30 protein-coding genes and 2 pseudogenes are annotated in these 24570 nt (G+C 71.1%); 14 read left to right on the top strand and 18 right to left on the bottom strand.

Going from position 1 to position 24570, the window contains the following annotated elements; all coding sequences use genetic code 11:
- Positions 1-31 precede the first annotated feature (31 nt).
- Positions 32-943 carry a GNAT family N-acetyltransferase gene (locus ACFWWU_RS01700; RefSeq protein ID WP_384137732.1) on the bottom strand — a complete coding sequence of 304 codons (912 nt, stop codon included), beginning with the start codon at positions 941-943 and terminating at the stop codon, positions 32-34.
- Between the two features lie 172 nt (positions 944-1115).
- Entirely contained in the window at positions 1116-1511 is a 396-nt protein-coding gene (locus ACFWWU_RS01695; RefSeq protein WP_384137731.1) for a hypothetical protein, read from the bottom strand.
- 343 nt (positions 1512-1854) lie between these two features.
- Between ACFWWU_RS01695 and ACFWWU_RS01690 the strand changes: the two genes are divergently transcribed.
- From ACFWWU_RS01690 to ACFWWU_RS01680, 3 genes are all read left to right on the top strand, one after another.
- Positions 1855-3108, top strand: a complete 1254-nt coding sequence (locus ACFWWU_RS01690) for a helix-turn-helix domain-containing protein (protein WP_384137729.1) — start codon at positions 1855-1857, stop codon at positions 3106-3108.
- A gap of 14 nt (positions 3109-3122) precedes the next feature.
- Entirely contained in the window at positions 3123-3497 is a 375-nt protein-coding gene (locus ACFWWU_RS01685) for a hypothetical protein (RefSeq protein WP_384137728.1), read from the top strand.
- Between the two features lie 83 nt (positions 3498-3580).
- Entirely contained in the window at positions 3581-4432 is an 852-nt protein-coding gene (locus ACFWWU_RS01680) for an NAD(P)H-binding protein (protein ID WP_384137726.1), read from the top strand.
- A gap of 57 nt (positions 4433-4489) precedes the next feature.
- On the opposite strand, the gene ACFWWU_RS01675 is transcribed toward ACFWWU_RS01680, so the two are convergent.
- A complete protein-coding gene (locus ACFWWU_RS01675; protein ID WP_384137724.1) occupies positions 4490-4837 on the bottom strand; it encodes a DoxX family protein in 348 nt (115 codons plus the stop codon).
- A gap of 92 nt (positions 4838-4929) precedes the next feature.
- On the opposite strand from ACFWWU_RS01675, the gene ACFWWU_RS01670 reads away from it, so the two are divergent.
- Together ACFWWU_RS01670 and ACFWWU_RS01665 are read left to right on the top strand one after the other, a co-directional pair.
- On the top strand, positions 4930-5367 hold the full coding sequence (locus tag ACFWWU_RS01670; protein WP_384137723.1) for a MarR family winged helix-turn-helix transcriptional regulator: 438 nt from the start codon (positions 4930-4932) through the stop codon (positions 5365-5367).
- 104 nt (positions 5368-5471) lie between these two features.
- Positions 5472-5903 carry a VOC family protein gene (locus ACFWWU_RS01665; protein ID WP_384137722.1) on the top strand — a complete coding sequence of 144 codons (432 nt, stop codon included), beginning with the start codon at positions 5472-5474 and terminating at the stop codon, positions 5901-5903.
- Between the two features lie 73 nt (positions 5904-5976).
- Here the strand turns inward: ACFWWU_RS01665 and ACFWWU_RS01660 are convergent, their stop codons facing one another.
- The 3 genes from ACFWWU_RS01660 to ACFWWU_RS01650 all read right to left on the bottom strand — a co-directional run bounded on the left by ACFWWU_RS01660 (position 5977) and on the right by ACFWWU_RS01650 (position 8755).
- Positions 5977-6642, bottom strand: coding sequence for a hypothetical protein (locus ACFWWU_RS01660; RefSeq protein ID WP_384137720.1), 666 nt, complete (start codon positions 6640-6642; stop codon positions 5977-5979).
- 90 nt (positions 6643-6732) lie between these two features.
- Positions 6733-7713: a nucleoside hydrolase gene (locus ACFWWU_RS01655; protein WP_384137718.1), complete on the bottom strand. Its 981-nt coding sequence runs from the start codon at positions 7711-7713 to the stop codon at positions 6733-6735.
- A 61-nt stretch (positions 7714-7774) separates the two neighbouring features.
- Positions 7775-8755: a S8 family serine peptidase gene (locus ACFWWU_RS01650; RefSeq protein ID WP_384137717.1), complete on the bottom strand. Its 981-nt coding sequence runs from the start codon at positions 8753-8755 to the stop codon at positions 7775-7777.
- 155 nt (positions 8756-8910) lie between these two features.
- Here ACFWWU_RS01650 and ACFWWU_RS01645 point away from each other — a divergent pair, with 155 nt between their 5' ends.
- Both ACFWWU_RS01645 and ACFWWU_RS01640 read left to right on the top strand, forming a co-directional pair.
- Positions 8911-9930 carry a hypothetical protein gene (locus ACFWWU_RS01645; protein ID WP_384137715.1) on the top strand — a complete coding sequence of 340 codons (1020 nt, stop codon included), beginning with the start codon at positions 8911-8913 and terminating at the stop codon, positions 9928-9930.
- A 2-nt stretch (positions 9931-9932) separates the two neighbouring features.
- Positions 9933-10289 (top strand): GntR family transcriptional regulator, encoded by a 357-nt coding sequence (locus ACFWWU_RS01640; RefSeq protein WP_384137714.1) that lies wholly within the window; start codon positions 9933-9935, stop codon positions 10287-10289.
- On the opposite strand, the gene ACFWWU_RS01635 is transcribed toward ACFWWU_RS01640, so the two are convergent.
- Positions 10282-10626, bottom strand: a complete 345-nt coding sequence (locus ACFWWU_RS01635; RefSeq protein WP_384137712.1) for a hypothetical protein — start codon at positions 10624-10626, stop codon at positions 10282-10284. The two genes, ACFWWU_RS01640 and ACFWWU_RS01635, sit on opposite strands and share 8 nt — an antisense overlap.
- A 28-nt stretch (positions 10627-10654) precedes the next feature.
- Positions 10655-11617 carry a D-2-hydroxyacid dehydrogenase family protein gene (locus ACFWWU_RS01630; protein ID WP_384137711.1) on the bottom strand — a complete coding sequence of 321 codons (963 nt, stop codon included), beginning with the start codon at positions 11615-11617 and terminating at the stop codon, positions 10655-10657.
- 98 nt (positions 11618-11715) lie between these two features.
- On the opposite strand from ACFWWU_RS01630, the gene ACFWWU_RS01625 reads away from it, so the two are divergent.
- The gene (locus ACFWWU_RS01625) at positions 11716-13035 is read left to right on the top strand and encodes a hypothetical protein (protein WP_384137709.1); all 1320 of its coding nucleotides are present in this window, start codon (positions 11716-11718) and stop codon (positions 13033-13035) included.
- A gap of 27 nt (positions 13036-13062) precedes the next feature.
- On the opposite strand, the gene ACFWWU_RS01620 is transcribed toward ACFWWU_RS01625, so the two are convergent.
- Positions 13063-13977 carry a helix-turn-helix domain-containing protein gene (locus ACFWWU_RS01620; protein WP_384138403.1) on the bottom strand — a complete coding sequence of 305 codons (915 nt, stop codon included), beginning with the start codon at positions 13975-13977 and terminating at the stop codon, positions 13063-13065.
- Between the two features lie 153 nt (positions 13978-14130).
- Here ACFWWU_RS01620 and ACFWWU_RS01615 point away from each other — a divergent pair, with 153 nt between their 5' ends.
- Entirely contained in the window at positions 14131-14733 is a 603-nt protein-coding gene (locus ACFWWU_RS01615; protein WP_384137707.1) for an MBL fold metallo-hydrolase, read from the top strand.
- Between the two features lie 91 nt (positions 14734-14824).
- Here the strand turns inward: ACFWWU_RS01615 and ACFWWU_RS01610 are convergent, their stop codons facing one another.
- Positions 14825-15025: an antitoxin gene (locus tag ACFWWU_RS01610; protein WP_384137705.1), complete on the bottom strand. Its 201-nt coding sequence runs from the start codon at positions 15023-15025 to the stop codon at positions 14825-14827.
- On the opposite strand from ACFWWU_RS01610, the pseudogene ACFWWU_RS01605 reads away from it, so the two are divergent.
- The 3 genes and pseudogenes from ACFWWU_RS01605 to ACFWWU_RS01595 all read left to right on the top strand — a co-directional run.
- Positions 14997-15554 (top strand): annotated as a pseudogene (locus ACFWWU_RS01605) (DUF998 domain-containing protein); the annotation flags it as partial. The gene ACFWWU_RS01610 and the pseudogene ACFWWU_RS01605 sit on opposite strands and share 29 nt — an antisense overlap.
- Before the next feature lie 16 nt (positions 15555-15570).
- Positions 15571-16008, top strand: coding sequence for a sensor histidine kinase (locus tag ACFWWU_RS01600; RefSeq protein ID WP_384137704.1), 438 nt, complete (start codon positions 15571-15573; stop codon positions 16006-16008).
- A pseudogene (locus tag ACFWWU_RS01595) lies at positions 16005-16684 on the top strand (response regulator). Before ACFWWU_RS01600 ends, ACFWWU_RS01595 begins: the two are co-directional and overlap by 4 nt.
- A gap of 64 nt (positions 16685-16748) precedes the next feature.
- Here the strand turns inward: ACFWWU_RS01595 and ACFWWU_RS01590 are convergent.
- The 5 genes from ACFWWU_RS01590 to ACFWWU_RS01570 form a co-directional block, all read right to left on the bottom strand.
- Positions 16749-17087, bottom strand: coding sequence for a MerR family transcriptional regulator (locus tag ACFWWU_RS01590; protein ID WP_384137702.1), 339 nt, complete (start codon positions 17085-17087; stop codon positions 16749-16751).
- Positions 17088-17882: 795 nt separating this feature from the next.
- On the bottom strand, positions 17883-18194 hold the full coding sequence (locus tag ACFWWU_RS01585) for an SCO5918 family protein (protein ID WP_384137700.1): 312 nt from the start codon (positions 18192-18194) through the stop codon (positions 17883-17885).
- 49 nt (positions 18195-18243) lie between these two features.
- Positions 18244-18645, bottom strand: a complete 402-nt coding sequence (locus ACFWWU_RS01580; protein ID WP_384137698.1) for a hypothetical protein — start codon at positions 18643-18645, stop codon at positions 18244-18246.
- 103 nt (positions 18646-18748) lie between these two features.
- Positions 18749-20254, bottom strand: coding sequence for a DEAD/DEAH box helicase (locus tag ACFWWU_RS01575; RefSeq protein ID WP_384137697.1), 1506 nt, complete (start codon positions 20252-20254; stop codon positions 18749-18751).
- Positions 20255-20606: 352 nt separating this feature from the next.
- Positions 20607-20810 (bottom strand): cold-shock protein, encoded by a 204-nt coding sequence (locus ACFWWU_RS01570; protein ID WP_020133169.1) that lies wholly within the window; start codon positions 20808-20810, stop codon positions 20607-20609.
- A 431-nt stretch (positions 20811-21241) separates the two neighbouring features.
- Between ACFWWU_RS01570 and ACFWWU_RS01565 the strand changes: the two genes are divergently transcribed.
- Both ACFWWU_RS01565 and ACFWWU_RS01560 read left to right on the top strand, forming a co-directional pair.
- Entirely contained in the window at positions 21242-22072 is an 831-nt protein-coding gene (locus ACFWWU_RS01565) for a hemolysin III family protein (RefSeq protein WP_384137694.1), read from the top strand.
- 267 nt (positions 22073-22339) lie between these two features.
- Entirely contained in the window at positions 22340-22900 is a 561-nt protein-coding gene (locus tag ACFWWU_RS01560; RefSeq protein WP_384137692.1) for a GNAT family N-acetyltransferase, read from the top strand.
- 206 nt (positions 22901-23106) lie between these two features.
- On the opposite strand, the gene ACFWWU_RS01555 is transcribed toward ACFWWU_RS01560, so the two are convergent.
- From ACFWWU_RS01555 to ACFWWU_RS01545, 3 genes are all read right to left on the bottom strand, one after another.
- The gene (locus ACFWWU_RS01555) at positions 23107-23316 is read right to left on the bottom strand and encodes a hypothetical protein (protein ID WP_384137691.1); all 210 of its coding nucleotides are present in this window, start codon (positions 23314-23316) and stop codon (positions 23107-23109) included.
- Between the two features lie 4 nt (positions 23317-23320).
- Complete coding sequence (locus ACFWWU_RS01550) at positions 23321-23875, bottom strand: DUF5994 family protein (RefSeq protein WP_384137689.1); 555 nt, start codon at positions 23873-23875, stop codon at positions 23321-23323.
- A gap of 205 nt (positions 23876-24080) precedes the next feature.
- Entirely contained in the window at positions 24081-24503 is a 423-nt protein-coding gene (locus ACFWWU_RS01545) for a DUF6223 family protein (RefSeq protein WP_384137688.1), read from the bottom strand.
- Positions 24504-24570 lie beyond the last annotated feature (67 nt).

The raw sequence follows: 24570 nt of genomic DNA, 5'->3' as shown, positions 1-24570 counted from the left end.
TTCTCGTCCGCAAGGTCTCCGAAGGCCTCGCTCACCGCACGGGGGTCGGTGGACGGGGCCTTCGGCATGCCTGCTCCGAGGGCCGTGTGATGTGGCTGAAGCCGAGGGAGGCCAGCCCTTCGGCCTGGCACAGCCTGTCGGACGCGCCGCCGACCTCGGTCTGGAGGAGCTGGTAAACGGCGCCGTGAGACTGCCCCCAGTGCATCGCGGCCCGCCACAGGACCCGTCCCAGTCCCTGCCCTCGGACCTCGGGCAGGACGGCGAAGTACTGGGGGAGGAGCTGGCGGCACCCGATCGCGTCGGGGCGTACTTCCATGGGCCCGATCGCACCCACGACGCGACCCTCGACGACGGCGGCGAGAACTGGTCCGCACCGGCCGGCCTGCATCCGGGCGTGGAGGAAGGCCAGCCCATCGCCCGCCATGGCCTGGGCGAACGGGGTGAAGGTCTCGCGCACTGCGGCCGGCCAGTCGGTGACGGGACGCACAGGGCCATCAGGATCGGGACAGGTCCGGGTGGTGAAGTCCTGGAGCTGGATGCGGTTGCCGCGCGGGGAGCCGGTCTCGGGACCGAGCGGCCGAACGACCCGGGCGCTTATCGCGTCGTGCGCGGCAGCGAGCGTGGCGCCCAGTTCGGCGGCCTCGTCCACGATGCTGCTGCGGTTCCCGTAGGCGAAGACCTTCACGGTGCCGCGTCCGCGTCCGGTCAGGGTGGGGATGAGCGTGTAGTCGGGCTGGTGCACGATGCCGTCGCGGAGAACCGTCTCGTCCTTCTCGCCACCCCAGCGCAGGTCCTTGTCGTAGGGCAGGAAGTCCCCGGTGCCGGCCGCCAGCAGGACGTCCTCGAAGATGCCGACGGACAGGGCATCGGGATGGACAGGACCGAGAGTCGGCACGATCGGCGCGGTCAGTACGGGCCGGAGCCAGTCCCAGCGGAACAACATGAGCGGCACCCTAACGGCCAGACGGTCAGGGCTCAGGCCCCGACGCGAACGCGTCAGGGCCTGAACGGAACCGACTGGATCTGCGGCGGCAGCGGCGCCGACTCCCCGCAGCTCTCGTCGCGAGGAGGGCGAAGACGAGGGCGAGGCGGTCGAGCGTCGTGCGGGCTCGCGATCAACTGGCGCACGAGGCCTCCTCCATCGTGTCTTCCCAGGTGTGCTGCTCGGCGTGGCCGGCGAACAGACAGCAGCCCTCACCGTCGGGCCCCGGCGCGACCACCGGGCAGTCCGGCAGCACGACCAGGTCCACCTCGGTCCGCTCCTGCCAGCGGAGCCACAGCGCGGTCCCGTACTCGCCGAAGTCGGCGAGGAGACCGTGGTGCTCATCGTCGTCGTGCGTGGACAACTGGCACTGCACGGCCCTGTCCACGCACTCCGCGGCCGACTTCTCCCGAGCTACCCGCGCCAGGTCCAACGGCACCCAGCGCCAGTGCGTGCACCGCATCACGACACCAGCCCAGGGGAAGCTGCGGAGTGCGGAGAGCGGCCCGTGCAGCGCGGGCACATGCATGGCGGAAAGCCCATGGGGTTGTTGAGGATCACCGGATTCTCAACCTCCCGTACCTCCGTCGACTGGCTCCAAGTCCGGCCTGAGTCACGGGAAACCCTGAGCGTCATGAGGACTCGCTGTTCAGAGTCCAGCCCCTGCGTCCGCGACTCGCCATCTGGCTCGGGCGCCAGAGCCTCGACTCTCGTGCTCATGACCGAACTCCTCTGTGAATCCCGCTGCCCGTCCGGGGCAACATCCAGGAAAGCGCGAGGAGTCGGCGGTCTCCACGGCATCAATGCGGCAGTCTTGACGCTGGTCCGTGCACGGGCACCAAAGCGGCTGAGGCTGCGGAAAGGGGGGCGCCATGGGACCGGCGGAACGGCGCAGGGCCCTGGGTTACAGTCAGGAGAAATTGGCCGAGTTACTCGGTGTGGACCGCACAACGGTCGGACGCTGGGAAAGCGGCAGGGTCGCTCCTCAGCCGCCCCAGCGACGGGCCCTGGCCGCCGCGCTCGAAGTCAGCCTCCAAGAGCTGGACATCCTCCTGAGGCCGACACGAGCCGCCGGCCAGACGACTGCCTGGCATCAGTCCATTGCCACCCCGGACACGGGAGACCCAGACGAAATGATCCGCCGTGAGTTCCTCCGCATGCTGACTGTCAGCGGGGCCTTGACCGCCCTGCCGGTCGAGGAGGCCGAAGCTCTCACCGAGGGGATCCGTCGGGGAGGGACTGCCGACTTCGCGCGCATGAACAGACACCTCTGGCAGGTTTACCAACTCGTCCGTTCCAAAGGCTCCGTCTATCCCGTCGTCCGGGACCAACTGACCATGCTGAACGAGGCGCTGGCGAGCAACCGGGGGCGCGCGCAGCCCTTGCTGAGCGCGGCGGCCGACCTCTTTCAGTTGGCCGGCGAGGTGGCGTTCGACGCCAACCGGTACTCCGACGCAGCTGCTTCCTACTCGCTCGCGGCGTCGGCCAGCAAGGACGCCGAGGCGTACGACCTGTGGGCATGTGCGCTCGTCCGCCACGCCTATCTGGACATCTCCGAACAACGCTACCGCCAGGCGGCGCAGATGCTCGGCGCGGCCGAGCGACTGGCCGGCCGTGGGGACAACAACCTCTCGACTCGGCATTGGGTGGCTTCCGTCCAAGCCGAGGCATATGCCGGCCTCGGCGACCTGGATGCCTGCGAGCGCGCGATGGATCAGGCGGAGACCGTCCGCGACCTCACCCCGAACGGCGCCAACGGTGGGTGGCTTCGATTCGACGGCGCGCGTCTGGCCGAGGAACGGGGATCGCGCTATGTACAGCTCGGCCGTCTCGACCTGGCGGAGAACGCCTTGCGGGAGGCTCTGGAGCGGACAACCCTGGCGTTCGGGCAGTCGTACCGGCGACGCGGAGCAGTCCTCACAGACCTGGCCGTTATCGGCGCGAAGCGGCGGGACGCCGAACAGGTCGTGGAGTTTGGCAGGGAAGCCGTCGAACTGGCGCGATCCTCCGGGTCCGGGTACGTCGCCCGTAGACTCCAAGCCCTGTGCGACGAGTTCGGTCCCTTGAGCCGCGACCACCGCGTGGCGGAGCTGGGTGAAGAGATCGCCGCTCTGAGCACGCCGTGACGAGAGGGGAAGCCATGTCGCAGACTGAGGGTGCACGACTGTTCCGGGAAGCCTGGATTACGGGAGTGCACCAGCACTTCCCCGGCGAGCCCAAGGCCGGTTACGTGACTCCATGGGCGGACACGCCGGAGTGGGAGCGCGAAGCTGCGGGCTCCGTGTTCGAGCAGGTCCGCCAGTTCGTCGAGATCAGCGGCGGCGCCACGGCCCGGCTGACCCGCGAGCAGAAGAGCCGATTCGTCTCGACCTGCTGGACTGCCCAGATGTTCAAGCACTTCGAGGACCCCAAGCCCGGCTACGTGGCGGACTGGCCGGAACTGCCGCTGTGGCAGCAAGCGACCGACGCTGACATCTTTGAGGCCATCGAAAAGTTCCTGATCGACCGGCCCTGACGGGCACTCCGGCCGGTGCTTGACCTCAAGCTTGGTTGACGTACGAGAGTCGTGTCATCGAACGGCGAGACGAGGAGACTCCGATGACACAGCCCAGGATCCTGGTGACCGGCGCGACGGGAAATGTCGGCGGCGCGGTGGTGACCCAGCTGCACGCGGCGGGCGTGCCCGTGCGGGCGTTGGTGCGAGGGGAGGCCGACTTCCCGGAGGGTGTGCAGGCGGTACGCGGCGATCTCGGTGATCCCGCGTCGTTGGGCCCTGCTCTGGAGGGCGTCGATTCGGTCTTCCTGGTGTGGCCCTTCCTGAGCGCCGAGGGCGCGTCGGACGTGATCGACGCGATCGGGAAGAGTGCTCGACGGGTGGTGTACCTGTCATCCGCCGGGGTCGGGAGCGAGGAGGAGGAGCCCGGCGAGGCCATCACCATGTTCCACACGGAACTGGAGCGGCTGGTCGAGGCCTCGGGCCTGGAGTGGACGGCGCTGCGGCCCACCGGGTTCGCGAGCAACACGCTGGGCTGGGCGGAGGAGGTCCGCACCACCGGAGCGGTACGGGCGCCGCTGGCAAGGCTGGCCCGCCCGCTGATCCACGAGGCGGACATGGCCGCGGTCGCCGTTCAGGCGCTGACGACCGACACCCTGCTCGGCGCCCGCCCCCTGATCACCGGCCCCGAACTGGTCACCCAGGAACGGCAGGTGGCGCTGATCGGCGAGGCGATCGGGCGACCGGTGAGGTTCGAGGAGATCGCGCTGGACGAGGCCGTCGAGCAGATGAAGGCCGCAGGCTACCCGGCAGAGCTGGTGGAGGCCGTGGTGCCGGCCCAGGCGGCGATGCTCGAACATCCGGAACCGGTCAACGGCGAAGTGGAGCGCATCACCGGCACGCCGGCCCGATCCTTCCAGGAGTGGGCGATGGACCACGCGGCGGACTTCCGCTGAGAGTCGTGCCGTCCGGCCGGGTGGTGGTGGCCGCGGACGAAGACGGCGACCTGGAGGTCAGGCGGAGGCTATGCGCAGGACCAGGGCGGCCGTCGCGATCAGGGTGAGGACCACCGCCGGGGCCATCTCGTAGTCCTTCGCGCGTACGTGGGTGACGATGGCGCCCGCGAAGTAGAGGGTCACGCCGGTGGCCGCCGCCACGCCGAGCGGGGCCACGGCGAGGCCCGCGAGGAGGCCGATCGCGCCTGCCGCCTTCGCCGTCGCCAGCCAGGGCAGCCAGGAATCCGGGACGCCCAGCTTGGTCATGTTGCCGGTGATCTGCGGGTTTCGGGTGAAGGTGAGGACGGCGGAGGCGGAGAGCGCGAAGGCGAGCAGCGCGGCGACTACGGCGTAGCCGAAGAACATGGGAGAGCTCCGATGGTGTGAGCGACTTAATCGTTGAACTGTATCAACGATTTATCTCGCTCCACAATAGGGTCGCTGTTACCGTGGACGGCATGGCAGCTCTCCCGACCGATCGCCTCGGCTTCCTCCTCTCCTTCCGGGGAGAGCTCACCGGTGCGCGCCTCCGTGCCGCTCTGGGCGTCGTGGGATTGCACCCGCGGAACGCGATGACGTTGATGCAGCTCGCCCCGGGGGCCATGAGTCAGCGGGAGCTGGCCGCCGTGATGGAGATCGATCCCAGCCAACTCGTGGCGATTCTCAATGAGTTGGAGGCGGAAGGGCTGGCCGAGCGGCGGCGCGATCCGGCCGACCGGCGGCGTCATATCGTAGAGATCACGCCGGCGGGAGCCGCGGCTCTCGAGCGGGTCGACTCGGCCGTGAGCGCGGCGGAGCGTGAGCTGTTCGGGGATCTGACCGAGGCCGAACAGGTTCTGCTGCGAGGGTTGTTGGACCGGGTCGTCGTCGATCCGGCCGACCATGAGTGTGGTTAAGGGCTGTCCCGTAACTGATCTTTGGCACGAGAGTGCCGTCCTCCCGGCAACGTGTGGATCCACCCGCCCGGGGAGATGAGCAGGACCCCTGTTATCGTGCGCCGATGTCAACGATCAAGCAGTTCCAAGTGACCTTCGACTGCGCGGAACCTGCGCGCCTCGCCGCCTTCTGGTGCGAGGTGCTGGGGTACGTCGTACCGACAGTCCCGGAGGGCTTTGCCACGTGGGAGGAGTACCACCACTCGCTGCCGCCTGAGGACGAGGTCTACTTCGCGTGCGCTGATCCCTCGGGTGTGGGCCCGCGCGTGCTCTTCCAGCGAGTTCCCGAAGGCAAGGTCGTCAAGAACCGGGTGCATCTCGATGTGCGGGTCGGCACAGGGCTCGTGGGTGACGAGCGCCTGGCCACACTCGAGGCCGAATGCGCACGGCTGATGGCGCTCGGCGCGAAACACGTGCTGACGCAGCGCGCCGATGGCGTCAACGAGTCGTGCATCACGATGCAGGACATCGAGGGCAACGAGTTCTGCCTCGGCTGATTCTCCTCCGAGACTGCGAGGGGGGAGCCGTCTCCCGGGGAGCTCCCTGAGGGCGCTTCTTTCGGGAGTCCCCTCAGTAAGTACCGCGCCAGATCGTCAGCTTGAGCCGGACGTAGTCAGCGTCGCGGCCGCCGGCCGTCAGCTCGGCCACGGCGATGAGTCCCGTCGGTGCGATGACGCAGAAGCGGGTGCCCACGTCCATCCAGACGCTGACCGCGTTCGTGAATCGGGTGACCGTGCTGCACGTCTCGTAGCTGCCCGATTCCTTTCGGTCGAGGAGGACGAACTGTGCCGACTCGGTTTCGAGGTGGCTCGAGTACCAGAAGATCTCCCGCTGATCGTCGCGGCTGACGGGGCGCAGCTTGTCGAGGGCGAAGCCGTAGTCCTCGGTGAGGTCCACGGTGTGGATCCCGTGGACATCGGACGGCTTTCCCGTCGGCGGCGCCGGGGTGGTGCTGGGTGACGGAGGGGGAGTCGTCGTCGGTGTGGGCGACTCACTCGCTGTCGTCGTCTCCACGGCGGACGGGGGCGCGGTCACCGTCGGGGCCGTCCTGGGGGTGGCCGTGGGCGAGTGCACGAACACCGGCAGGCCGAGGAAGCCCAGCAGCAGCCCGGTCACGCCCGTCGCGGCCGAGATCCACGCGGGTGCGTCGGAGAAGCGCCTGCGCCGGGGCGGATCGTCGGCGGGCACCGGTCGCGGCGCCGGAGGCTGCGTAGGTGGTTCGGGCGTGGTCGTCATGGCTCTCCCCCCAGAGTCCCGTGTGAACGTGCCGCATTCTGCGCCGGTCGAATCCTCCCCGCGGCGCGAAAGTGCGAGGTTGGCCGAAACTCAGGGGGTGGGCTGGGCGCTGCCCAGGACGCGTACCGCCTCGACGATCAGGTCCCAGAAGGCGGCCGCGTCGACTTCCATGCCGACGTCCGCGTTGGGGGGCAGGCCCGTCACGCCGTCCAGGTCGACGACCGTCGCGCCGCGCGTCCACGTGCCCGCCAGCTCCACCCGTACCGCCGCCCGGACCAGGCTGACCAGGGACGGGTCGATGAGGTGGGCCACGGTCAGCGGGTCGTGCAGCGGGGGTGTGTCGAAGCCGTACACCTCGCGGTAGGTCTGTGCGAAGTAGGTGAGCAGCTCGACGCAGAGCCGGCTCAGCGGGGTGCCGAGCGCCGCGAGCCGTGCGACGACCTCGGGGGTGGCCCGTACCTGGTGGGTGGCGTTGAGGCCGAACATCGTCACCGGTACTCCGCAGCCGAAGACGATGTCCGCCGCCTCCGGGTCGCAGAGGATGTTGAACTCGGCGGCGGGCGTGCTGTTCCCGCGCTCCACCGAGCCGCCCATGAGGACGATCCGTTCGATGCTGGCCGTCAGCCGCGGGTACGCGAGGAGCAGCGTCGCGATGTTCGTCAGCGGGCCCGTCGGGACGAGCGTGACGGGGGCCGGGTGGGCGGTGAGGGTGTCCCGGAGGAGCGTGAGCGCGTCGCGCGGGTCCTGTGGCACGGTCGGTTCGCCGTGGCCGAAGGTGGGTTCCCAGCTCGGGCCGTCGAGCCCGGAGCCGCCGTGGATGTTCTCGGCGATGAGCGGCCCGCCCTGTGGCGGGGCGTGCAGGGGGCCCGCCGCGCCCGCCGCGATCGGCACGTCCCGGATCGCGGCGGCCTCGCACACCCGGCGCGCGTTGAGGGTGGTCTTCTCCAGCGACTGGTTGCCCGCGACGGTGGTGATCGCGAGCAGGTCGACGGAGGGGTGCGCGGCGGCCAGCAGGATGTTGAAGGCGTCGTCATGACCGGGATCGCAGTCGAGGATCACGGGTACGGGCATGTCTCCACCGTCCCACAGGGAGTGGGCCGCCGTCACGAACCCCGGCGCCGCGTCCGGGTGCCTAGTCGTTCTTGGCGGCCTGCACCGCCGCCGCCGCGTCGACGTTCCCGAGGCCCAGTTTGGCGAGCTTCTGCGGGTTGGCCGCCGTGTCGCGGATGGTCTGCATGATCGCGGCCGGTTCCAGGCCCTGGTGGTGCAGGAGCGCGGCCACGGCGGAGACGTACGGCGAGGCCATCGACGTACCGGAGAGCTTCCCGTACCCCGAGAGGTTCTTCAGGGTCTCCTTCGTCGTGTACGTCGGGAGCGTGGAGAGGATGTCGACACCGGGGGCCGTCACGGCGTTCTGCGCGCCGAAGTTGGTGAAGGAGGCGGGGAGTCCGGTCCGGTCGGCGGCGTTGACGACGAGGACCGGGGTGTCGAGCTTGTACGGCTGGAGCGCGGTGGAGTCGTTGCCCGCTGCGGCGACGACGACCGCGCCCTTGGCGTTGGCGTGGGTGATGGCCTGGTTGAGGACGCCGCCCTTGAGGAGGCGGGCCGCCAGGCCGGACTCGCCCAGGGAGAGGTTGATGACGTCGGCGCCGTGGTCGGCCGCCCAGACGATGCCCTTGGTGATGTCGGCGTCGGTGCCGCTGCCGTCGACGCCGAGCACCCGCACCGGCATGATCTTGGCGCCGGGCGCGCCGCCCGCTACCCCGATGCCGTCGTCGGTGCGGGCGGCGGCGATACCGGAGACATGGGTGCCGTGGCCGTTGAGGTCCTTGGGCTCCGCGTCGTCGTCGACGAAGTCGTAGCCGTCGACGAGCCGCCCCTTGAGGTCCGGGTGGTCGAGGTCGACGCCGGTGTCGACGACCGCGATGACCGTGTCGTCGCCCCTCGACGTGGTCCAGGCGTCCGGCATCCTCAGCGCGTCCAGCCCCCACTGCTGGTCCCGCAGCGGGTCGGGCTTGTCGTCGTCGCTGCCGCAGCCGGTGGCGAACGCGGCGGTGAGCGCGGCGAGGGCGGTGAGGGCGGCGAGGGTGGCGGTGGCGGGCCGGCGGCGCATGCGGTTCTCCCCATTTGTCAGCGTTCGGCCTAGTCAACAACCGGTCCGGAGCGCTCGCATCTCGAAGATCCCTCGAAGGTCGTTCGGGGGATCTTAGGGGGGGCTTCGACGACAATCCTCATTGTTCTAGTAGAGTACGAACAATGGAGGTCTTCATGAACCGTGCCACACCTCGTCTCCGCGCGCTCGCCGCGCTCCCCTTCGCCCTCGCCCTCGCCGTCCACCTGCTGCTCTTCGCCCGCTGGCGCGACGAACTGCCCGCCGAACTCGCCACCCACTTCTCCGTCGGGGGAGAGGTCGACGGGTGGACCGGCGCGACCGCCTACGTCCTCGTCAGTACGGGCCTGCTCCTCGGCCTCGCCGCCTGCTGGACCGCCCTCGTCCGGCGCCGCCACCTGTGGGCGGCCTGGGCCACCGCGGGCTTCACCGGCGGACTGTTCGGCCGGCTCCTCCGCGCCAACCGCGTCGACGACGTCGAAGCGGTGGCCTTCTCCCCCGGCCTGGACCTCGGGGTGGCCCTCGCGGTGGCCGCCGTGGCCGGCGCCGCCGGGTGGGCGCTCACCTCGCTCGTGCCCGCGGAGCCCGGGGAGCTCGTGGATCCCCGGAACCCCGGGAAGCTCGTGGCGTCCGAGAATGCCGAGAACCCCGGGACCCCCGGGACCCCCGGTAGGGAGCCGGCCCCCGGCCCCCGGCTCCCGCTCGCCCCGGGCGAGGCCGCCGGCTGGTCCAAGGACACCGGCTCCCGGGCGCTCACCGTCCTCTCGGTGCTCGCCCTCGCCGCCGCCCCCGTCACGCTGCTCGTCGCCACCTGGCCCGACGCCCTGCTCGGTCTGCTCGGCCTCGTCGTCGGCGTACCGGGGCTCGCCCTCGCCCGGGTCAGGGTCACCGTCGACCGGCACGGCCTCACCGTCCGCTCCGCCCTCCTGCCCCGCCCCCGCGTCCGGGTCCCGCTCGACGCGGTCGAGGGCGCGAGCGTCCGCGAGATCGACGCCGCCGCCGACTTCGGCGGCTGGGGCTACCGCGTCCGCGCCCACCGGACGGGCGTCGTGCTGCGCTCCGGCGAGGCCCTCGTCGTACAGAAGGAGAACGGCCGCGAGTTCGCGGTGACCGTGCCCGACGCGCGGACCGCCGCCGCCCTCCTGAACACGCTGGCCGAGCGGCATGGGAAGGTCTGACCGTGCTCTTCCGCGTCGACCCGGCCTCCCCCGTCCCCCTCGGCGACCAGATCGCCGCCTGTGTCCGCGGGGCGCTCGCCGACGGCTCCGCCGAGCCCGGCGAACGCCTCCCGGCCGCCCGGGAGCTCGCCGACTCCCTGGGGGTCAACGTCCACACCGTCCTCCGCGGCTACCAGCGGCTCCGCGAGGAGGGCCTCATCGAACTCCGCCGGGGCCGCGGCGCCGTCATCGTCCCCGGCGCCGCCGCCCCCGACCGCGCCCGCCTCGTCTCCCACCTCCGCGAGGCGGCGGCGGAGGCCCGCGAACTGGGCCTGACGGAAGCGGAGTTCCTGGAGCTGGCCCGTACCAGTCTCAGCTGAGTACGGAGCCGGTCCCGACGTTCCAGCGGCCCCCGCGGCCGGTGAGTTCGACGGACGGCAAGGGGCGTACGTCCAGCCGCCAGAAGGCCGCCCCCGGCGCGCCGAGGGCGTGCGCGACGGCCGGGCCGGATCCCGTCCGGCCCGGCGACGGCCCGGCGACGGCCCGGAGGGCGCCCGGCTCCAGGGCGTCCATCCAGGTGGTGACCCGCACCCACAGGGACCGGAGGGACGCGCCGCCGCACGGGACGGCGTCGGCGTCGGCTTCGGGGTCGGAGAGCCAGGCCGCCACCGACTCCGCTTCCCCGGCGGCGAGTTCGTCCCGGCGGCCCCCCGCCACCGGCCCAGGGCGCGGCCCGTGAGGGCCGTCAGCTCAGCTCGCGCAACGGGGCGCCCGCCAGGAACGCCTCGATGTCCTCGACCGCCTGCCCGAAGTAGCGGGCGTAGTTGCCCTCCGTCACGTAGCCCAGGTGGGGGAGGGCCAGCACGTTCGGCAGGGTCCGCAGCGGGTCGCCGGCCGGCAGCGGCTCCGTGTCGAAGACGTCGAGGCCGGCCCCCGCGATCCACCCCTCGCGGAGCGCCCGCAGCAGCGCCCCGCCGTCGACGAGCCCCGCCCGTGAGGTGTTGACGAGGTACGCGGACGGGCGCATCGCCCGCAGCTCCCGCTCCCCGATCAGGCCCCGGGTGCGGTCGGACAGCACCAGGTGCAGGGAGACGAAGTCACTGCTCCCGAGCAGCTCCCGCTTGTCCTTCGCGCGCCGTACGCCGTGCTCGGCGGCCCGCTCCTCCGTCAGGTTCGGGCTCCAGGCGAGGACGTCCATGCCGAAGGCGAGGCCGATCCGGGCGACCCGGCCGCCGATCTTGCCGAGACCGGCGAGGCCGAGGGTCCGGCCGGCCAGGTCGGCGCCGACGGTGGACTGCCAGGGCCCGCCCTCGCGCAGCGCCTGCGCCTCCGTCCGTACGTGCCGGGCGAGGCCGAGGAGCAGGGCCCAGGTCAGCTCGGTGGGCGGCTCGGAGCTGCTGGCGGTGCCGCAGACGGTGATCCCGCGGGCGCGGGCGGCGGCGACGTCGACCGAGGCGTTCCGCAGCCCGGACGTGACAAGGAGCCGGAGCCGGGGGAGCCGGGCGAGGAGCGCGGCGTCGACCGGGGTCCGCTCCCGCATGACGACGAGGATCTCGCAGTCCTCGACGGCGGCGACGAGCGCGTCGCGGTCGGTGAGGTGCTCGCGCAGCACCCGGACGTCGACCCGGCCCGCGAGCGGGCTCCAGTCGGCGGAGGAGAGGGCGACACCCTGGTAGTCGTCGAGTACGGCGCAGCGCGGCAGCTTCATGACCGCATGATCGCCCTCCGCGCGACAAAGCCGCTCCCCCCACGGAGAATTGCCCTGACTTGTCTCTCTATGAGCCATCGCTGTGAGGAGTGGGTGCCGTGGACGCCAGGGACGCAGGTACCGACGATGACGATCCGGCGGCGCTCCGGGCCCGGATCGCCGCCCTGGAGGCGCGTACGGCGGGTGGGGGGACGGCCCGGCCGCCCCGCCACCGCCTCCGCTCGTTCTGCGCCGCCCTGCTCATCGTCATCGGCTGCGTCCTGACACCCCTGGGCATCATCGCCTCCTGGACGGCGGACATCGTCGGAGACACCGACCGGTACGTGCAGACGGTCGAGCCGCTCGCCTCCGACCCGGCCGTCCAGGCCGCCGTCGCGACCAGGGTGACCAATGTCGTCATGGAGCACATCGACCTGAACTCGCTCCTGGAGGGAGTGGCGCCGGAGCAACGGCCGCTCCTGGAGAAGGCCCTGGGCAAGCTGGGGGACTCCCTGGAGAGCGCGGTCGGCAGCTTCGTCCATGACCGGGCCCAGGACGTGGTGGCGTCCTCGGCCTTCGCGACGATCTGGACCGACGCCAACCGGGCGATCCACACCTCCCTCGACCGGGCCCTGACCGGCAGCGACGAAGGCGCGGTGAAGATCGACACGGACAAGGTCACGATCGACCTGGCGCCCGTCATCGACCGGGTGAAGGAGCGGCTCGTCGACTCGGGCCTGACGGTCGCGGGCAAGATCCCCGAGATCCACACCGACTTCACGGTGCTCCAGGCCGACGACATCGGCAAGGTGAAGACGGGCTTCTCCCTGCTCCAGGCGATGGGCGTGTGGCTGCCGGTGATCTCGGTGCTGCTGGTCGCCGGCGGGATCCTGCTCGCCGCGCGCAGGCGCCGCGCCCTGGTGGCGGGGGCCCTGGGCATCGCGGTGGCGGCCCTGGTCCTCGGCATCGCCCTCACCGTCTTCCGTACGGTCTATCTGAACGCCCTGCCGTCCGGGGTCTCCCCGGCCGCCGCCGGAGCCGTCTACGACACCCTGGTCCGCTATCTCCGCACGTCGGTACGGGTGTTCGCGACGTTGGGCGTGCTGGTCGCGGTCGCCGCCTGGATCTCGGGACCGAGCCGCCCGGCGACCCTCGCCCGGGGCCTGTGGGACTCGGGCATCTCCGCGACCCGCGCGACCGCCGACCACGCGGGCCTGCGGACGGGCCCGGTGGGGCCCTTCGTCCGCCGGTACCGCACCTGGATCACCTGGATCCTCGTCGCGGCGGCGGCCGCGGCGTGCGTCTTCTGGCCCCACCCCACGGGATGGGTCGTGCTGGGTCTCGCGCTGGGTCTGCTCTTCGCGCTGGCGGTGGTGGCGTTCCTGGCGGAGGAGTCCGGCAGCCGCTCGAACGTGCCGGTGTCGGGCGGCGCGGAGTAGCCGGCCTCCAGCAGTTCGTCCTTGACCTCAGACGGTGGGCGTACGGGTGAAGGACCGGCGGTACGAGCGGGGCGGGACGCCCCGGCGGCGGACGAACTGGGCGCGGAGCACGGCCGCGCTGCCGAAGCCGACTGCGTGGGCGATCTCCTCGACCGGCAGGTCCGTGGTCTCCAGGAGCTCCTCGGCACGGCTGAGGCGCAGCCCGAGCAGCCAGGCGTGTGGCGTGGTGCCCGTGGAGGCGGCGAAACGGCGGGCGAAGGAGCGGCGGCTCATCAGGGCCCGGCGGGCCAGCTCGGCGACGGGGAGCGGTTCGTGGAGATGCTCGCGGGCCCAGGCGAGGACGCCGGAGAGCCGCTCGTCCTGACTGTCCTCGGGTACGGGGGTGGTCAGGTACTGGGCCTGGCCGCCGTCCCGGTGGGAGGGGAGCACCAGGTCCCGGGCGATGGCGTTGGCCGTGGTGGCACCGTACTCGCGCCGCAGGAGGTGCAGGCACAGGTCGAAGCCGGCGGCGGCGCCCGCGCCCGTGGCGACGCTGCCCTCGTCCACGTACAGGGCGTCGGGGTCGACGGTGACGTCCGGGTGTCGTTCGGCGAGGAGGCCGGCGAACCGCCAGTGGGTGGTGGCCCGCCGCCCGTCGAGGAGCCCGGCGGCGGCGAGCGCGAAGGCGCCGACGCAGTGGGCCGCGACGAGCGCGCCGCGCCCGTGGGCGGCGGTCAGCGCGTCGAGTACGGCGGGGGCCGGGGGCGTACGGAAGTCGGCCCAGGGCAGGGCGATGACGAGGTCGGCCGAGGCGAGCCGGTCCAGACCGTGCTCGACGACGAGCGGCAGTCCGACATCGGTGCGGACCCGGCCGGGCCGGTCGGTGCACAGGGCGAAGTCGAAGCGCGGCAGGCCCTGTCCGCGGAAGTCGAACACCTCGGACACGATCCCGGCGCCGAGCATGCCTACGCCCGGCGGGGCGTAGGCGGCGACGGTCACGAAGGGCGGCACCCCAGGAGTGTGGCACGGCCCGCTCGGACCGACTGGCACGATTCACGCGATCAGTGGCAGTACGGCCACTCGTGAAGGACCCGCCGAACGCGAAGACTTGAGCCCATGAACACCAACGACGAAGCACTGCGCGGCCGCACCGCCCGCTACACGGTCCTGACCACCGGCTACACCCTCTCCACCGGCCCCGGGGTCGCCGCCACCGTCTCCTACGTGCACGACGGCGACCGGCACGTGATCGTCGACCCCGGCATGGTGGCCGGCCGCGACCGGATCCTCGGCCCGCTCGCCGAACTCGGCCTCGGCCCCGACGACATCACCGACGTCGTGCTCAGCCACCACCACCCGGACAACACCATGAACGTCGGCCTCTTCGGCCAGGCGCGCGTCCACGACCACAAGGCGATCTACGAGAACGACCAGTGGACCGACCGGGACGCCGAGGGCTACGAACTCACCCCGTCGCTCCGGCTGATCCGCACCCCCGGCCACAGCCGCGAGGACATCACGCTCCTCGCCGGCACCGACACCGAGGTCGTCGCTTTCGTGGGCGACCTCTGGTGGCGGCCGAACGGCCCGGTGGAAGACCCGGTCGCCCCGGACCACACGGTCCTGCGCGACTCCCGGCTCCGGGTGCTCGCCGCCGCGGACGTCATCGTCCCCGGCCACGGCCCGGCCTTCCCGGCGGACGACACGGCGCCGCGCTAGAACAGAAGGCGGACACGGAACCACCGAGGCCCCGGGGGAATACCCCCGGGGCCTCGTCGGTCGTTCGGGCGGAGGGCCGCTCCTGAGAGGGCTACTGCCCCTGGGCCGGTGGCTGCGGCGGCTGCTGCTGCCTACCCAGCTGTTCGTTGGCCTTCTGCTGGGCCGTATCGACGTGGCTCTGGTACTTGTTGCCCGTCTTGGCGTCGATGGTGTCGCCCGCCTTCTCGACACCCTGACGTGCGGTGTCCTCATGGCCCTTGAGCATGCCCTTGAGCTTGTCGAGCATGGACATTGCTTGTCCTCCTCACGAAAAGCCGACGCACCCAGCATCCCGACGATCCGGAACTTCCGCATCCGGAAGCTCCGTGGTGAGGCCCTGGCCGAGGAGGCGGAGGGCCTCCGCCTCCTGGGGGAGAGGCCGCGTCCGTCCTTGCCGATCTTCGTGGCGTACATCGATCGGAGTAGTCGTGTACTCCGCTGACGCAGGCGCGGATGACGCGGTGGGGACGATGTCTCCGGGCGGGGCCGGGCCTACTGTCCGGCCCATGACCAAGACATTCCCTCTGGCCGGCTTCGCCGTCGCCGTCGCCGTCCTCGCCTTCGCCCTGTCGGACGCGGTCAACAAGGGGTACGACCCGGTGGCCGAGACGGTCAGCAGGTACGTCAATCTGCCGCACGGCTGGCTGGTGACCGTCGGTCTGCTCGCGGTCGCGGCCGGGTCGGCGGCCGTGGCCTTCCGGGTCGGCGGCAGGGGCTGGGGTGGGTGGCTGCTGCGGGTCTGGGCCGGATGCGTACTGGTCGCCGCTGTCTTCCCGGCCGACCCGCCGGGCAACGGCCATGACCGACCTGAAGGCGTTCGTGGGCGAGCTCCGCGACGTGCCGCGACACGGCCTGGAGTCCGTCGCCGGCCTGGTGTCGCAGGCCGAGGCGGCCGGGCTGGACGTGCGCTACGACGCGGAGGGCGACCCCGACGCCGTACCGGCAGCCCAGGCGCTCACCGCCTACCGCGTCGTCCAGGAAGCCGTGGTCAACACCCTGCGCCACTCCGACGCCGGGCGCCTCGCCATCCGGGTGCGGGCACGACCGCGGGCACTGGAGGTGACGGTCTCCGACGACGGCCGCCCCGCCGGGGGCTTCACGGAGGGGCACGGCCTGACCGGGATGCGCGAGCGCGTCACGGCCCTCGGGGGAACGCTGCGCGTCGACGCCGGCAAGGGATTCGCCGTCCAGGCCGTGCTGCCCCTGACGGACGACGTGACAGGCTGGACGCCGTGACCATCAGCGTGCTGCTCGCCGACGACCAGGCGCTCGTACGGGCGGGGTTCCGCAGTCTGCTCGCCCGCGCCATATTCCTGGCCGTCGTCGGCGAGGCCGCCTCGGGCGAGGAGGCGGTGCGTGTCAGGCCACCCTGCTGCGGCCGGACGTCGTCCTGATGGACATCAGGATGCCGGGCATGGACGGCATCGAGGCCACGCGCCGCATCCTGACCGGGCTGCCGGCGACCAGGGTGATCATCCTGACCACGTTCGACACCGACGAGCACGTCTTCGAGGCGCTCCAGGCAGGAGCGAGCGGCTTCCTCACCAAGGAGGTCGAACCGGCCGAACTGCGCCGTGCGGTCGAGGTGGTGGCGGCCGGCGACTCCCTGCTGTCCCCGGGTGTCACGCGCCGCGTCATCGAACGCTTCGCGCACCGCCCCCGTCCCGCCGCCACGCTGCACGCACTGACGGCACGGGAGAACGAGGTGGTCAGGCTGGTGGCGGAAGGCCTGTCCAATGACGAGATCGCCACCGCATTGGTGATCAGCCCGCTGACCGCGAAGACCCACATCTCCCGGGCCATCACCAAGCTGGGCCTGCGCGACCGCGTGCAACTGGTCATCACCGCCTACGAGCACGGTCTCGTCGGCACCACACACGCCGACGGCCGGTCTCCTCGTACGTGGCGGTGACCGATCGAACCCGCACCCCTGGTCTCCCGGGTGGCGGAGCGCCTGCCGGAACCGCCCACCCGACTCAGGCCGCGGTCGGCGGGTCCGTCGATTCGGCGGCGCGGCGGTATTCGGCGTTGATGCGCTGGGCTTCTTCGAGCTGGTCTTCGAGGATGATGATGCGGCAGGCGGCCTCGATGGGGGTGCCCTGGTCGACGAGTTCCCGGGCGCGGGCGGCGATGCGCAGTTGGTAGCGGGAGTAGCGGCGGTGGCCGCCGCCGGAGCGGAGCGGGGTGATGAGGCGGGCTTCGCCCAGGGCGCGCAGGAAGCCCTGGGTGGTGCCGATCATCTCGGCGGCCCGGCCCATGGTGTAGGCGGGGTAGTCGTCGTCGTCGAGACGGCCGAAGGAGTCGTCTGCTGTCACTGGCACCTCTCTGGTGAACGCGTTGAGGGGCCCTGGTGCCGTACTGGCACCAGGGCCCCGAAGGAACTACTACACCATCTGCCGGTCCTGATACTGCACCGGCCTTCTGTTTCCGCCGACCCGACCGAGAAGCTGTCGGGCACGCGGGGATCGCGGTTGCTTGACCGGAGACCACCTCACTATCGATGTCCTGCGGTACCCGGGCTCAAGGCTTCCGCCCGGGCGATCCTGATGGCGCCTGGCTCCTCCGTTCTTCCCTCGGTGATCAACTTCTTACTGCTGGTACTGCGTACTGCTGGTACTGCGTACTGCTGGTACTGCGTACTGCACCTACGGGTACCGCGACTGCCATGACAGCGGTCCCGTTCGCGGCGGCCCCTGATCACTGCGGGCCACCCGGTCCGGTCGTCAGTCCCGTCGCCGTCCTGCGAAAACCCTGGCTTCGAAACTCCACCACCGCACCGTCCTGCCAACTGCACCTGCGGGTACTGCTGCCCGGCAGTTCATCTCTGCCGAGCCCTCTTGTCTTGCTGGGTTACGAGAGAAACCATAACCACGTCACCATCCAATGTCTACTCTGGCCAAGAGAGATTTTCGTGCGCCCGGAGGAGAGCTAGTCCTTCACGGCCGGTCCAGGACGTGCAGAGCCGCATGCACCGCAGGGTCCGGACCACGGGCGACTTCAGGTACTCCGGCCACTGACACAGCGCCGCCGGTACGCGAGAGGGCCCGACCAGCGTGCGCTGGTCGGGCCCTCCTGGCTGTTCCGGTGGCGGCTCGCGCCCGTCCCGTCGGTCAGACGGCGACCGCGGTGCCGAGCAGCGCGGACGCCCGCTGGACCGGGGTGACGTCGTGTGCGGGGGCGCCGGTGCCGGGAAGCCCGCGGCAGGTGAAGCCGAGCCGGGTCATGGCCCGCACGACTTCACCGGCGCTGAAGTCGCGGCGGTCCTGGCGGGTGATGATCTGGCCGACCTGCTTGACGGGGTAGGTCCGGCGGCCGACGATCACGGATTCGCCGGTGACAGGCTCGGGCTTGACGCCCTTCATGGATTCCAGGACGCCGTTCCTGGTCAGGTCGAACGGGAACCGGGCGATGACACAACGCATGGTGCCTCACAGGGAGAAGGGAAGAAGGGACCGGCCGCGGTGAATCGGTTCAGGCGAGGGTGAGGACGTCCGGAGCGCTGCCGTGTCCGGCCGCGACGGGCAGGGCGCTGAGCCGGCGGCGGCTCAGCGGGTGTCCGGCCGGGTCCATGGGAGTGCGGGGTGAGGTGAACGGCCCGTGGTCGCCGGGGACGTCGCGCAGCCGGACGCGGTCCGTGTACGCGTTGCTGTCACGGACGGCGACGAGCTGGGCCCGGGTGACCAGGCGGGTACACAGGCCGTCGTCGTCACAGATGAGCAGATGCCCCGCGCGGGCACTGATCACGACGGAGAGGGCCACTTCCACGGTCATGTCGTCACCGACCCGGGGTGCGGCCGTGTCCATGGCGTCGGCCACCGTCCTGTTCACGGGGGTGGCGTTCGCCGAGCGGGGCTGCGTCTGGACCAGCGTCAAAAGTGCCTCCTACGGAGATGGGTCGGTTCCCTGTTCACGTGACGTGCGGGCCGCCGGGCCGACGGCGGACCGGCACGCGCTCATGCGCCGGACCGCCGCGCGCTCATGCGCCGGGCTGACGCGCGCTCGCGCGCCGGGCCGCCGAAGCGGGGCTGCGTCGGCCACGGGACACCGGGCCGCGCTTACGCTGCTCGGTCGCCGGCGCGGTGATGGTGACCGGGACACCGGAGGGGGTCCGGGCGCCGGTGATCCGGTGGAGTGCTTCCTCGCCGGAGCGGACCTGGGTGCTCTGCGGGACGATGCCGGCGGTGGCCATGAGGCGGGTCAGGCCGCGGCGCTGGCTGGAGGTGACCAGGGTGACGACGCTGCCGGACTCGCCCGCGCGGGCGGTGCGGCCGCCGCGGTGGAGGTAGTCCTTGTGGTCGGTCGGCGGGTCCACGTTGACGACGAGGTCGAGGTTGTCGACGTGGATGCCGCGCGCCGCCACGTTCGTGGCGACCAGGACGGTGACGTGTCCGGTCTTGAACCGGGCGAGGGTACGGGTGCGCTGGGGCTGGGTCTTGCCGCCGTGGAGCGCCGCCGCGCGGACTCCGCTGTCGAGGAGGTCCTGGGTGAGCCGGTCCACGGCGTGCTTGGTGTCCAGGAACATGATCACCCGGCCCTCGCGCGCCGCGATCTCCGTCGTCACCCGCTGCTTGTCGGCGCCGTGCACGTGCAGGAGGTGGTGCTCCATCGTGGTGACCGCGCCCTGGGAGGGGTCGACGGAGTGGACCACGGGGTCGGTGAGGTAGCGGCGGACCAGCAGGTCGACATTGCGGTCGAGGGTGGCGGAGAACAGCATCCGCTGGCCTTCGGGGCGGACCTGGTCCAGGAGGGCGGTGACCTGGGGCATGAACCCCATGTCGGCCATCTGGTCGGCCTCGTCCAGGACGGAGATCGCGACCTGGTTCAGCCCGCAGTCACCTCGGTCGATGAGGTCCTTGAGGCGGCCAGGGGTGGCGACGACGACTTCGGCACCCGCGCGCAGGGCGCTCGCCTGGCGTCCGATGGGCATGCCGCCGACCACGGTCGCGAGGCGCAGCCTGACGGCGCGTGCGTAGGGCGTGAGGGCGTCGGTCACCTGCTGCGCCAGCTCGCGGGTGGGGACGAGGACGAGGGCGAGCGGCCGGCGGGGCTCGGCGCGCTGTCCGGCGGTGCGGGCCAGGAGGGCCAGGCCGAAGGCGAGCGTCTTGCCGGAGCCGGTCCGGCCGCGGCCCAGCACGTCACGGCCCACGAGGGAGTTCGGCAGGGTCGCGCCCTGGATCGGGAACGCCACGGACATGCCCTGCGCGGTGAGCGCGGCCAGGAGCTCCTTGGGCATGTCGAGTTCGCCGAACGTCTCGACGGCGGGCAGTGAGGGCGTGATCGTCTTCGGGAGGGCGAACTCTCCCTGGACCGCGGCGGGTCGGCGGCCGTGGCCGCCCGAGCGGCTCGGGCCGCCTCCCGTACGGCTGGGGGCGGAGGAGCCGAAGCGACCGGCCCGAACCGGAGCGGCGGTGGAGCCGAAACCGGAGCCGCCGGCGCGGCGGCGGTTGCCGGAGGAGCGGTTGTTCGTACGTGTGGGGTTCATTCGGAACCTTCCTTGATGCGGCACGTCATCAAGGAATTCCCGCAACGGTGGAGCTGCGCGGGGAACCACAAGAACGGGCCTGAGGGAATGCGAAAGCGAATCTCGCCCGCTGGAATTCGTGTCGACGCAGGCGCTGAAATCTGAAATGAAGTGACGTAAAACGAACGTCGAAATCCAGGACAACGGCGGACACAGGTTCGAAGCGGCAGGCGTCCCTGGAGGGTCCGTGGGCGGCAGTCATCGACGGTCATCGGCGGTCGTCCTGCACGATGAAACCGCTGCCGGAAAATGCGTGTAGCCGGGGCCCGCACCCCGAGGGATGCGGGCCCCAGCTACGAACTACGCGTCAGCTTCAGGCGGGAACGATGTTCTCGGCCGTCGGGCCCTTCTGGCCCTGCGCGATGTCGAAGGTGACCTTCTGGCCTTCCTGCAGCTCGCGGAAGCCCTGGGCGGCGATGTTCGAGTAGTGGGCGAACACGTCAGGGCCGCCACCGTCCTGCTCGATGAAGCCGAAACCCTTTTCCGCGTTGAACCACTTCACGGTGCCAGCAGCCATGTCATATCTCCTTTGGGGCAGTACACCGGAATCCGCACTTTACGGACGCCGTGTCGCCGCGATGATGCCCTGACCGGAAATGACCGGAAATAAAAAGCGCTCCCGTGTGGCGGAAAGCCACCTGGAGGCGCTGAAGTCTTTGGGTACCAAAACTGCAACTGATATCGACAGTAGCATGCTGCGATGGCTTCTGCGTGGAGATCGATCCCTCTCCGTGCGTTGCGGTAAAAACTCTCCCTGCGGGGCCCGGTAAAGTCTGAGCCCGCGGTCGTAGATATTTATTCGCCCCGAGTGCAGCGTTTTTGGAAGCTGCCGGCACGTCGTGGCACGGCCGCGCGTGGCGGGTGCGCCCCCTCACCGGTTCCGTGCGTGCCGGCGGCCCGAGCAGCACCAGCGGCGCTCGGCTTTCGGGCGGTTCCTAGCATGTGCACATGGTTGCCAGAGAAACTCAGCACTCCGGTTCGGGACGGGAAGCAGCGTCCCGGGACGGCGCCGAAGCCACCTGTCCTGCTTCCGAGGCGACGGGAGAAGGACGAGAGTCCACCAGCCCTTCTTCCGGATCGCACCGTGACAAGCCCGCCGAGGAATCCCGCCCGGTCGCCGACCTGGTCGAGCGGGCGGCCGATCTGGTGGAACCGATCAAGCCGAAACTACGGGGCTGGCTCCACGCGGGCATGGTCCCCGCGTCGCTCGCCGCGGGAATCGTCCTCATCTGCCTGGCGGGGAAGCCGCAGGCCGTGCTGGCCTGCACCGTGTACTCCGTCACGGCCTGGCTGCTGTTCGGGACCAGCGCCGTCTACCACCTCGGCACCTGGGGACCACTCGGCGAGGCCGTTCTGCGCCGCCTCGACCACGCCAACATCTTCCTGATCATCGCCGGCACGTGCACCCCGCTCGCCGTGCTCCTGCTCGCCCCGGACCAGTGGTCCGTCCTGCTGTGGATCGTGTGGACGGGCGCCCTGGTCGGCATCGCCTTCCGTGTCCTGTGGGTCGGAGCGCCCCGCTGGCTGTACACCCCCTGCTACCTGGCCCTGGGCTGGGCACCCGTGCGGTACCTGCCCGACTTCCTCCACAACGGCGGGGTCGCGGTGGTCTCCCTGATCGTGACGGGCGGGCTTCTCTACAGCGCGGGCGCGATCGTCTACGCCCTCCAGCGCCCCAACCCCTCGCCCCGCTGGTTCGGCTTCCACGAGGTCTTCCACGCCCTGACCGTGGCAGCCTTCACCGCGCACTACATCGCCATCTTCCTCGCCGCCTCCTGACCACGATGCTCTTCTCCCGCCCGCCCGCCCCGCCGTACGCCCTGAAACCAGGGCGCTACGCGGGCGAGCGGGCGCATGTCCGGCCGGAGCAGTACTCAGGACCTGGGGGATCGGCCCCGGGCTTCGCGGGCAAGGACGAGCGGGGCGTCATGGTGGAGCGGGCGTCATGGTCGAGTGATCCGAGGTCCTCGCGGCATGAACACCACCGTCTGTCGGCGGCCGGAAAATCGGTGGCAGGTCCGGTCCGCCCCCGGTGACGATCGGGGCATGCCCCACTTCCTGGAGACCGACCGGCTCGTCCTGCGCGCGTTCACGGCGGCCGACGTCGACCATCTGCTCGCCCTGGACAACGACCCCGAGGTCATGCGCTTCATCAACGGCGGCCGCCCCACGAGCCGAGAGGTGATCGAGACGAGGACCCTCCCGCGGCTCCTGCACGACTACCCGTGCTGGAGGACCCGCGGTTACTGGGCCGCACAGGAGAAGCCCACCGGCACCTTCCTGGGCTGGTTCGAGTTCCGGCCGCTGGAGGAGGACAGCCCTGCCGTGGTCGAACTCGGCTACCGGTTGAACCAGGCGGCATGGGGACGCGGTTACGCCACCGAGGGGTGCCAGGCCCTGGTCCACAAGGGGTTCACGGACCTGGAGGTCGAGCGGGTCACCGCCAACACCATGGCCGTCAACACCCGCTCCCGTCGCGTCATGGAAAAGGCGGGCCTGTCCTTCATCCGCCACTTCACCGGGGACTGGCCGGAGCAGATCGAGGGCTCTGAGCACGGTGAAGTCGAGTACGAACTCTCCCGGACCGAGTGGGAGCGGTCTCGATAGACGTCAGCGGCGGGCACGACTCCGGACGTGAACCAGGGCTCCGCGAGATGTCGGTGCGCGGGCCTCATGGCGGCGGTCGTCACAACGGCCCCAGCGCATTCACTCCGCCGAGGCCGCCCTTCCGGATCGTCACACGTGAGCGTGCTCGATCCACCTTCGATTTTACGACCGTGCGCCAGGGCGGGCGAGCGGGCAGGCGGAGTGGTCTAGGGCCAGGTGCCCGTGCGCCGGCGGCGGGAGGCTTGCGCTGTCGGCGTGTGGGGGCTGTGGCCGGGCGGCCGCATGATGGCCGGGTAGGGGTCGCTGAAATGGTGGGCCGCGATGCGTGCGTCGTGCTGGGCGTTGAGCCGGTGGATCAGGCGCACGCCGAGGGCGATCAGCAGGGCGACCGCGGCGAGCGCGATCAGGGGCTCCATGACGTCACCTCCGCGGGGTTCGCGGTAGCGCGATCATCCGAGCTCCGACGATCGCGTGCCGGAGCGGCGGCAGGGCGGGCCCGCCGTCGGTCTCCCAGGCGTCCTCGCTGCCGCGGGCGTCCCGCGTACGGCGGCCGGTCGCGGTTTCGTCGGACATCAGGACGCCGGCGGGCAGGACGCTGCCGGGGGTGGCCGCGGCGGTCATGAGCCGGGCGGCTGCGGCGGGTTCGGTCTCTGGCGGGATCACCAGCAGGTCGCAGCGGCCGACGGCGTAGGAGAGCAGGATCATCTTGTCGGGGTCCTGTTCGGTGAACCAGCCGACGTGCACGGTGTGCCCGGTGGCGGGAACCTTGTGCGGGACGACGGGCCAGCGGGTGGGGTTCACCGTGACGCGGGTGATGCGTCCGTACCGCTCCTCCAGCGTGTCGACCAACGGCGGGAGCTCGGTGGCGAGGTCACGCGAACGAGGCCACCAGGCGCCGTCCAAGAGGCCGGTGAGGGTGGTCTTCGGTGTCAGTGACAGGCGTGCCGATAGCGGGGGCGCGAGCGCGGCGGTCATGATCGCGGACCTGTCTCCGGGCCGCCCTGCAGGGCGGCCCAGTGTCTTGATCGCCGGAAACGACGTCCGCGTGGGAGCGGGTGCTCGACTTACTCCCGGTACCTTCAGCGTACTCCGTCCCGTGGCCGGACGAGTGGTCTCTGACCAGGCGATTTCGGTCCGGGAACACTGCCCGGGGGCATGGCGGAACACGGATCCGCTGCGGTCAACGGGTGCGGCGGGAGCGGGTCAGAGCGCGCCCGCCCAGGGCAGTTCCGGTCAGTCCGAGCAGCAGGGCCACGTAGGCGCCGCCCAGCCCGTTGCCGGTGCCGAGTCCACCGGCGGCGGTGGCCGCGACCAGCCCCCCGAGAGTCATGGCGATCAGCCCCGCGCCCACGGCCGCCATGGCGCCGAGCGACCCGTTGGCGATGCCGAGACGACCGGCGGGTCGGGTCAGCGCCAGCACGGCGACGACCACGGCGGCCAGCCCCAACAGCCCGCCGGTGGTGGCTCCGAGCCTCCCGAGGCTGAAGTCGGTGACGGCGGCGGCGACAGGCGGGACCGAGGCGTGCGCCGCCGCCGGTGTGGCAAGACCGAGCCCGCCGAGCAGGGCGGTCGCGGAGGCGGTGAACAGGCGACGAGCGGACATCAGGGTGCTCCTTCTCTTCCCGGGACTGGATGGGGTTCGAGCATGTCGGCCGGGCCCCTGGCAGGTC

The sequence above is a fragment of the Streptomyces sp. NPDC058650 genome (assembly GCF_042717315.1).
Taxonomy (GTDB): Bacteria; Actinomycetota; Actinomycetes; order Streptomycetales; family Streptomycetaceae; genus Streptomyces.
Note: the sequence above shows the minus strand (reverse complement) of the source record. Positions and strands in the feature narration are given on the sequence as shown.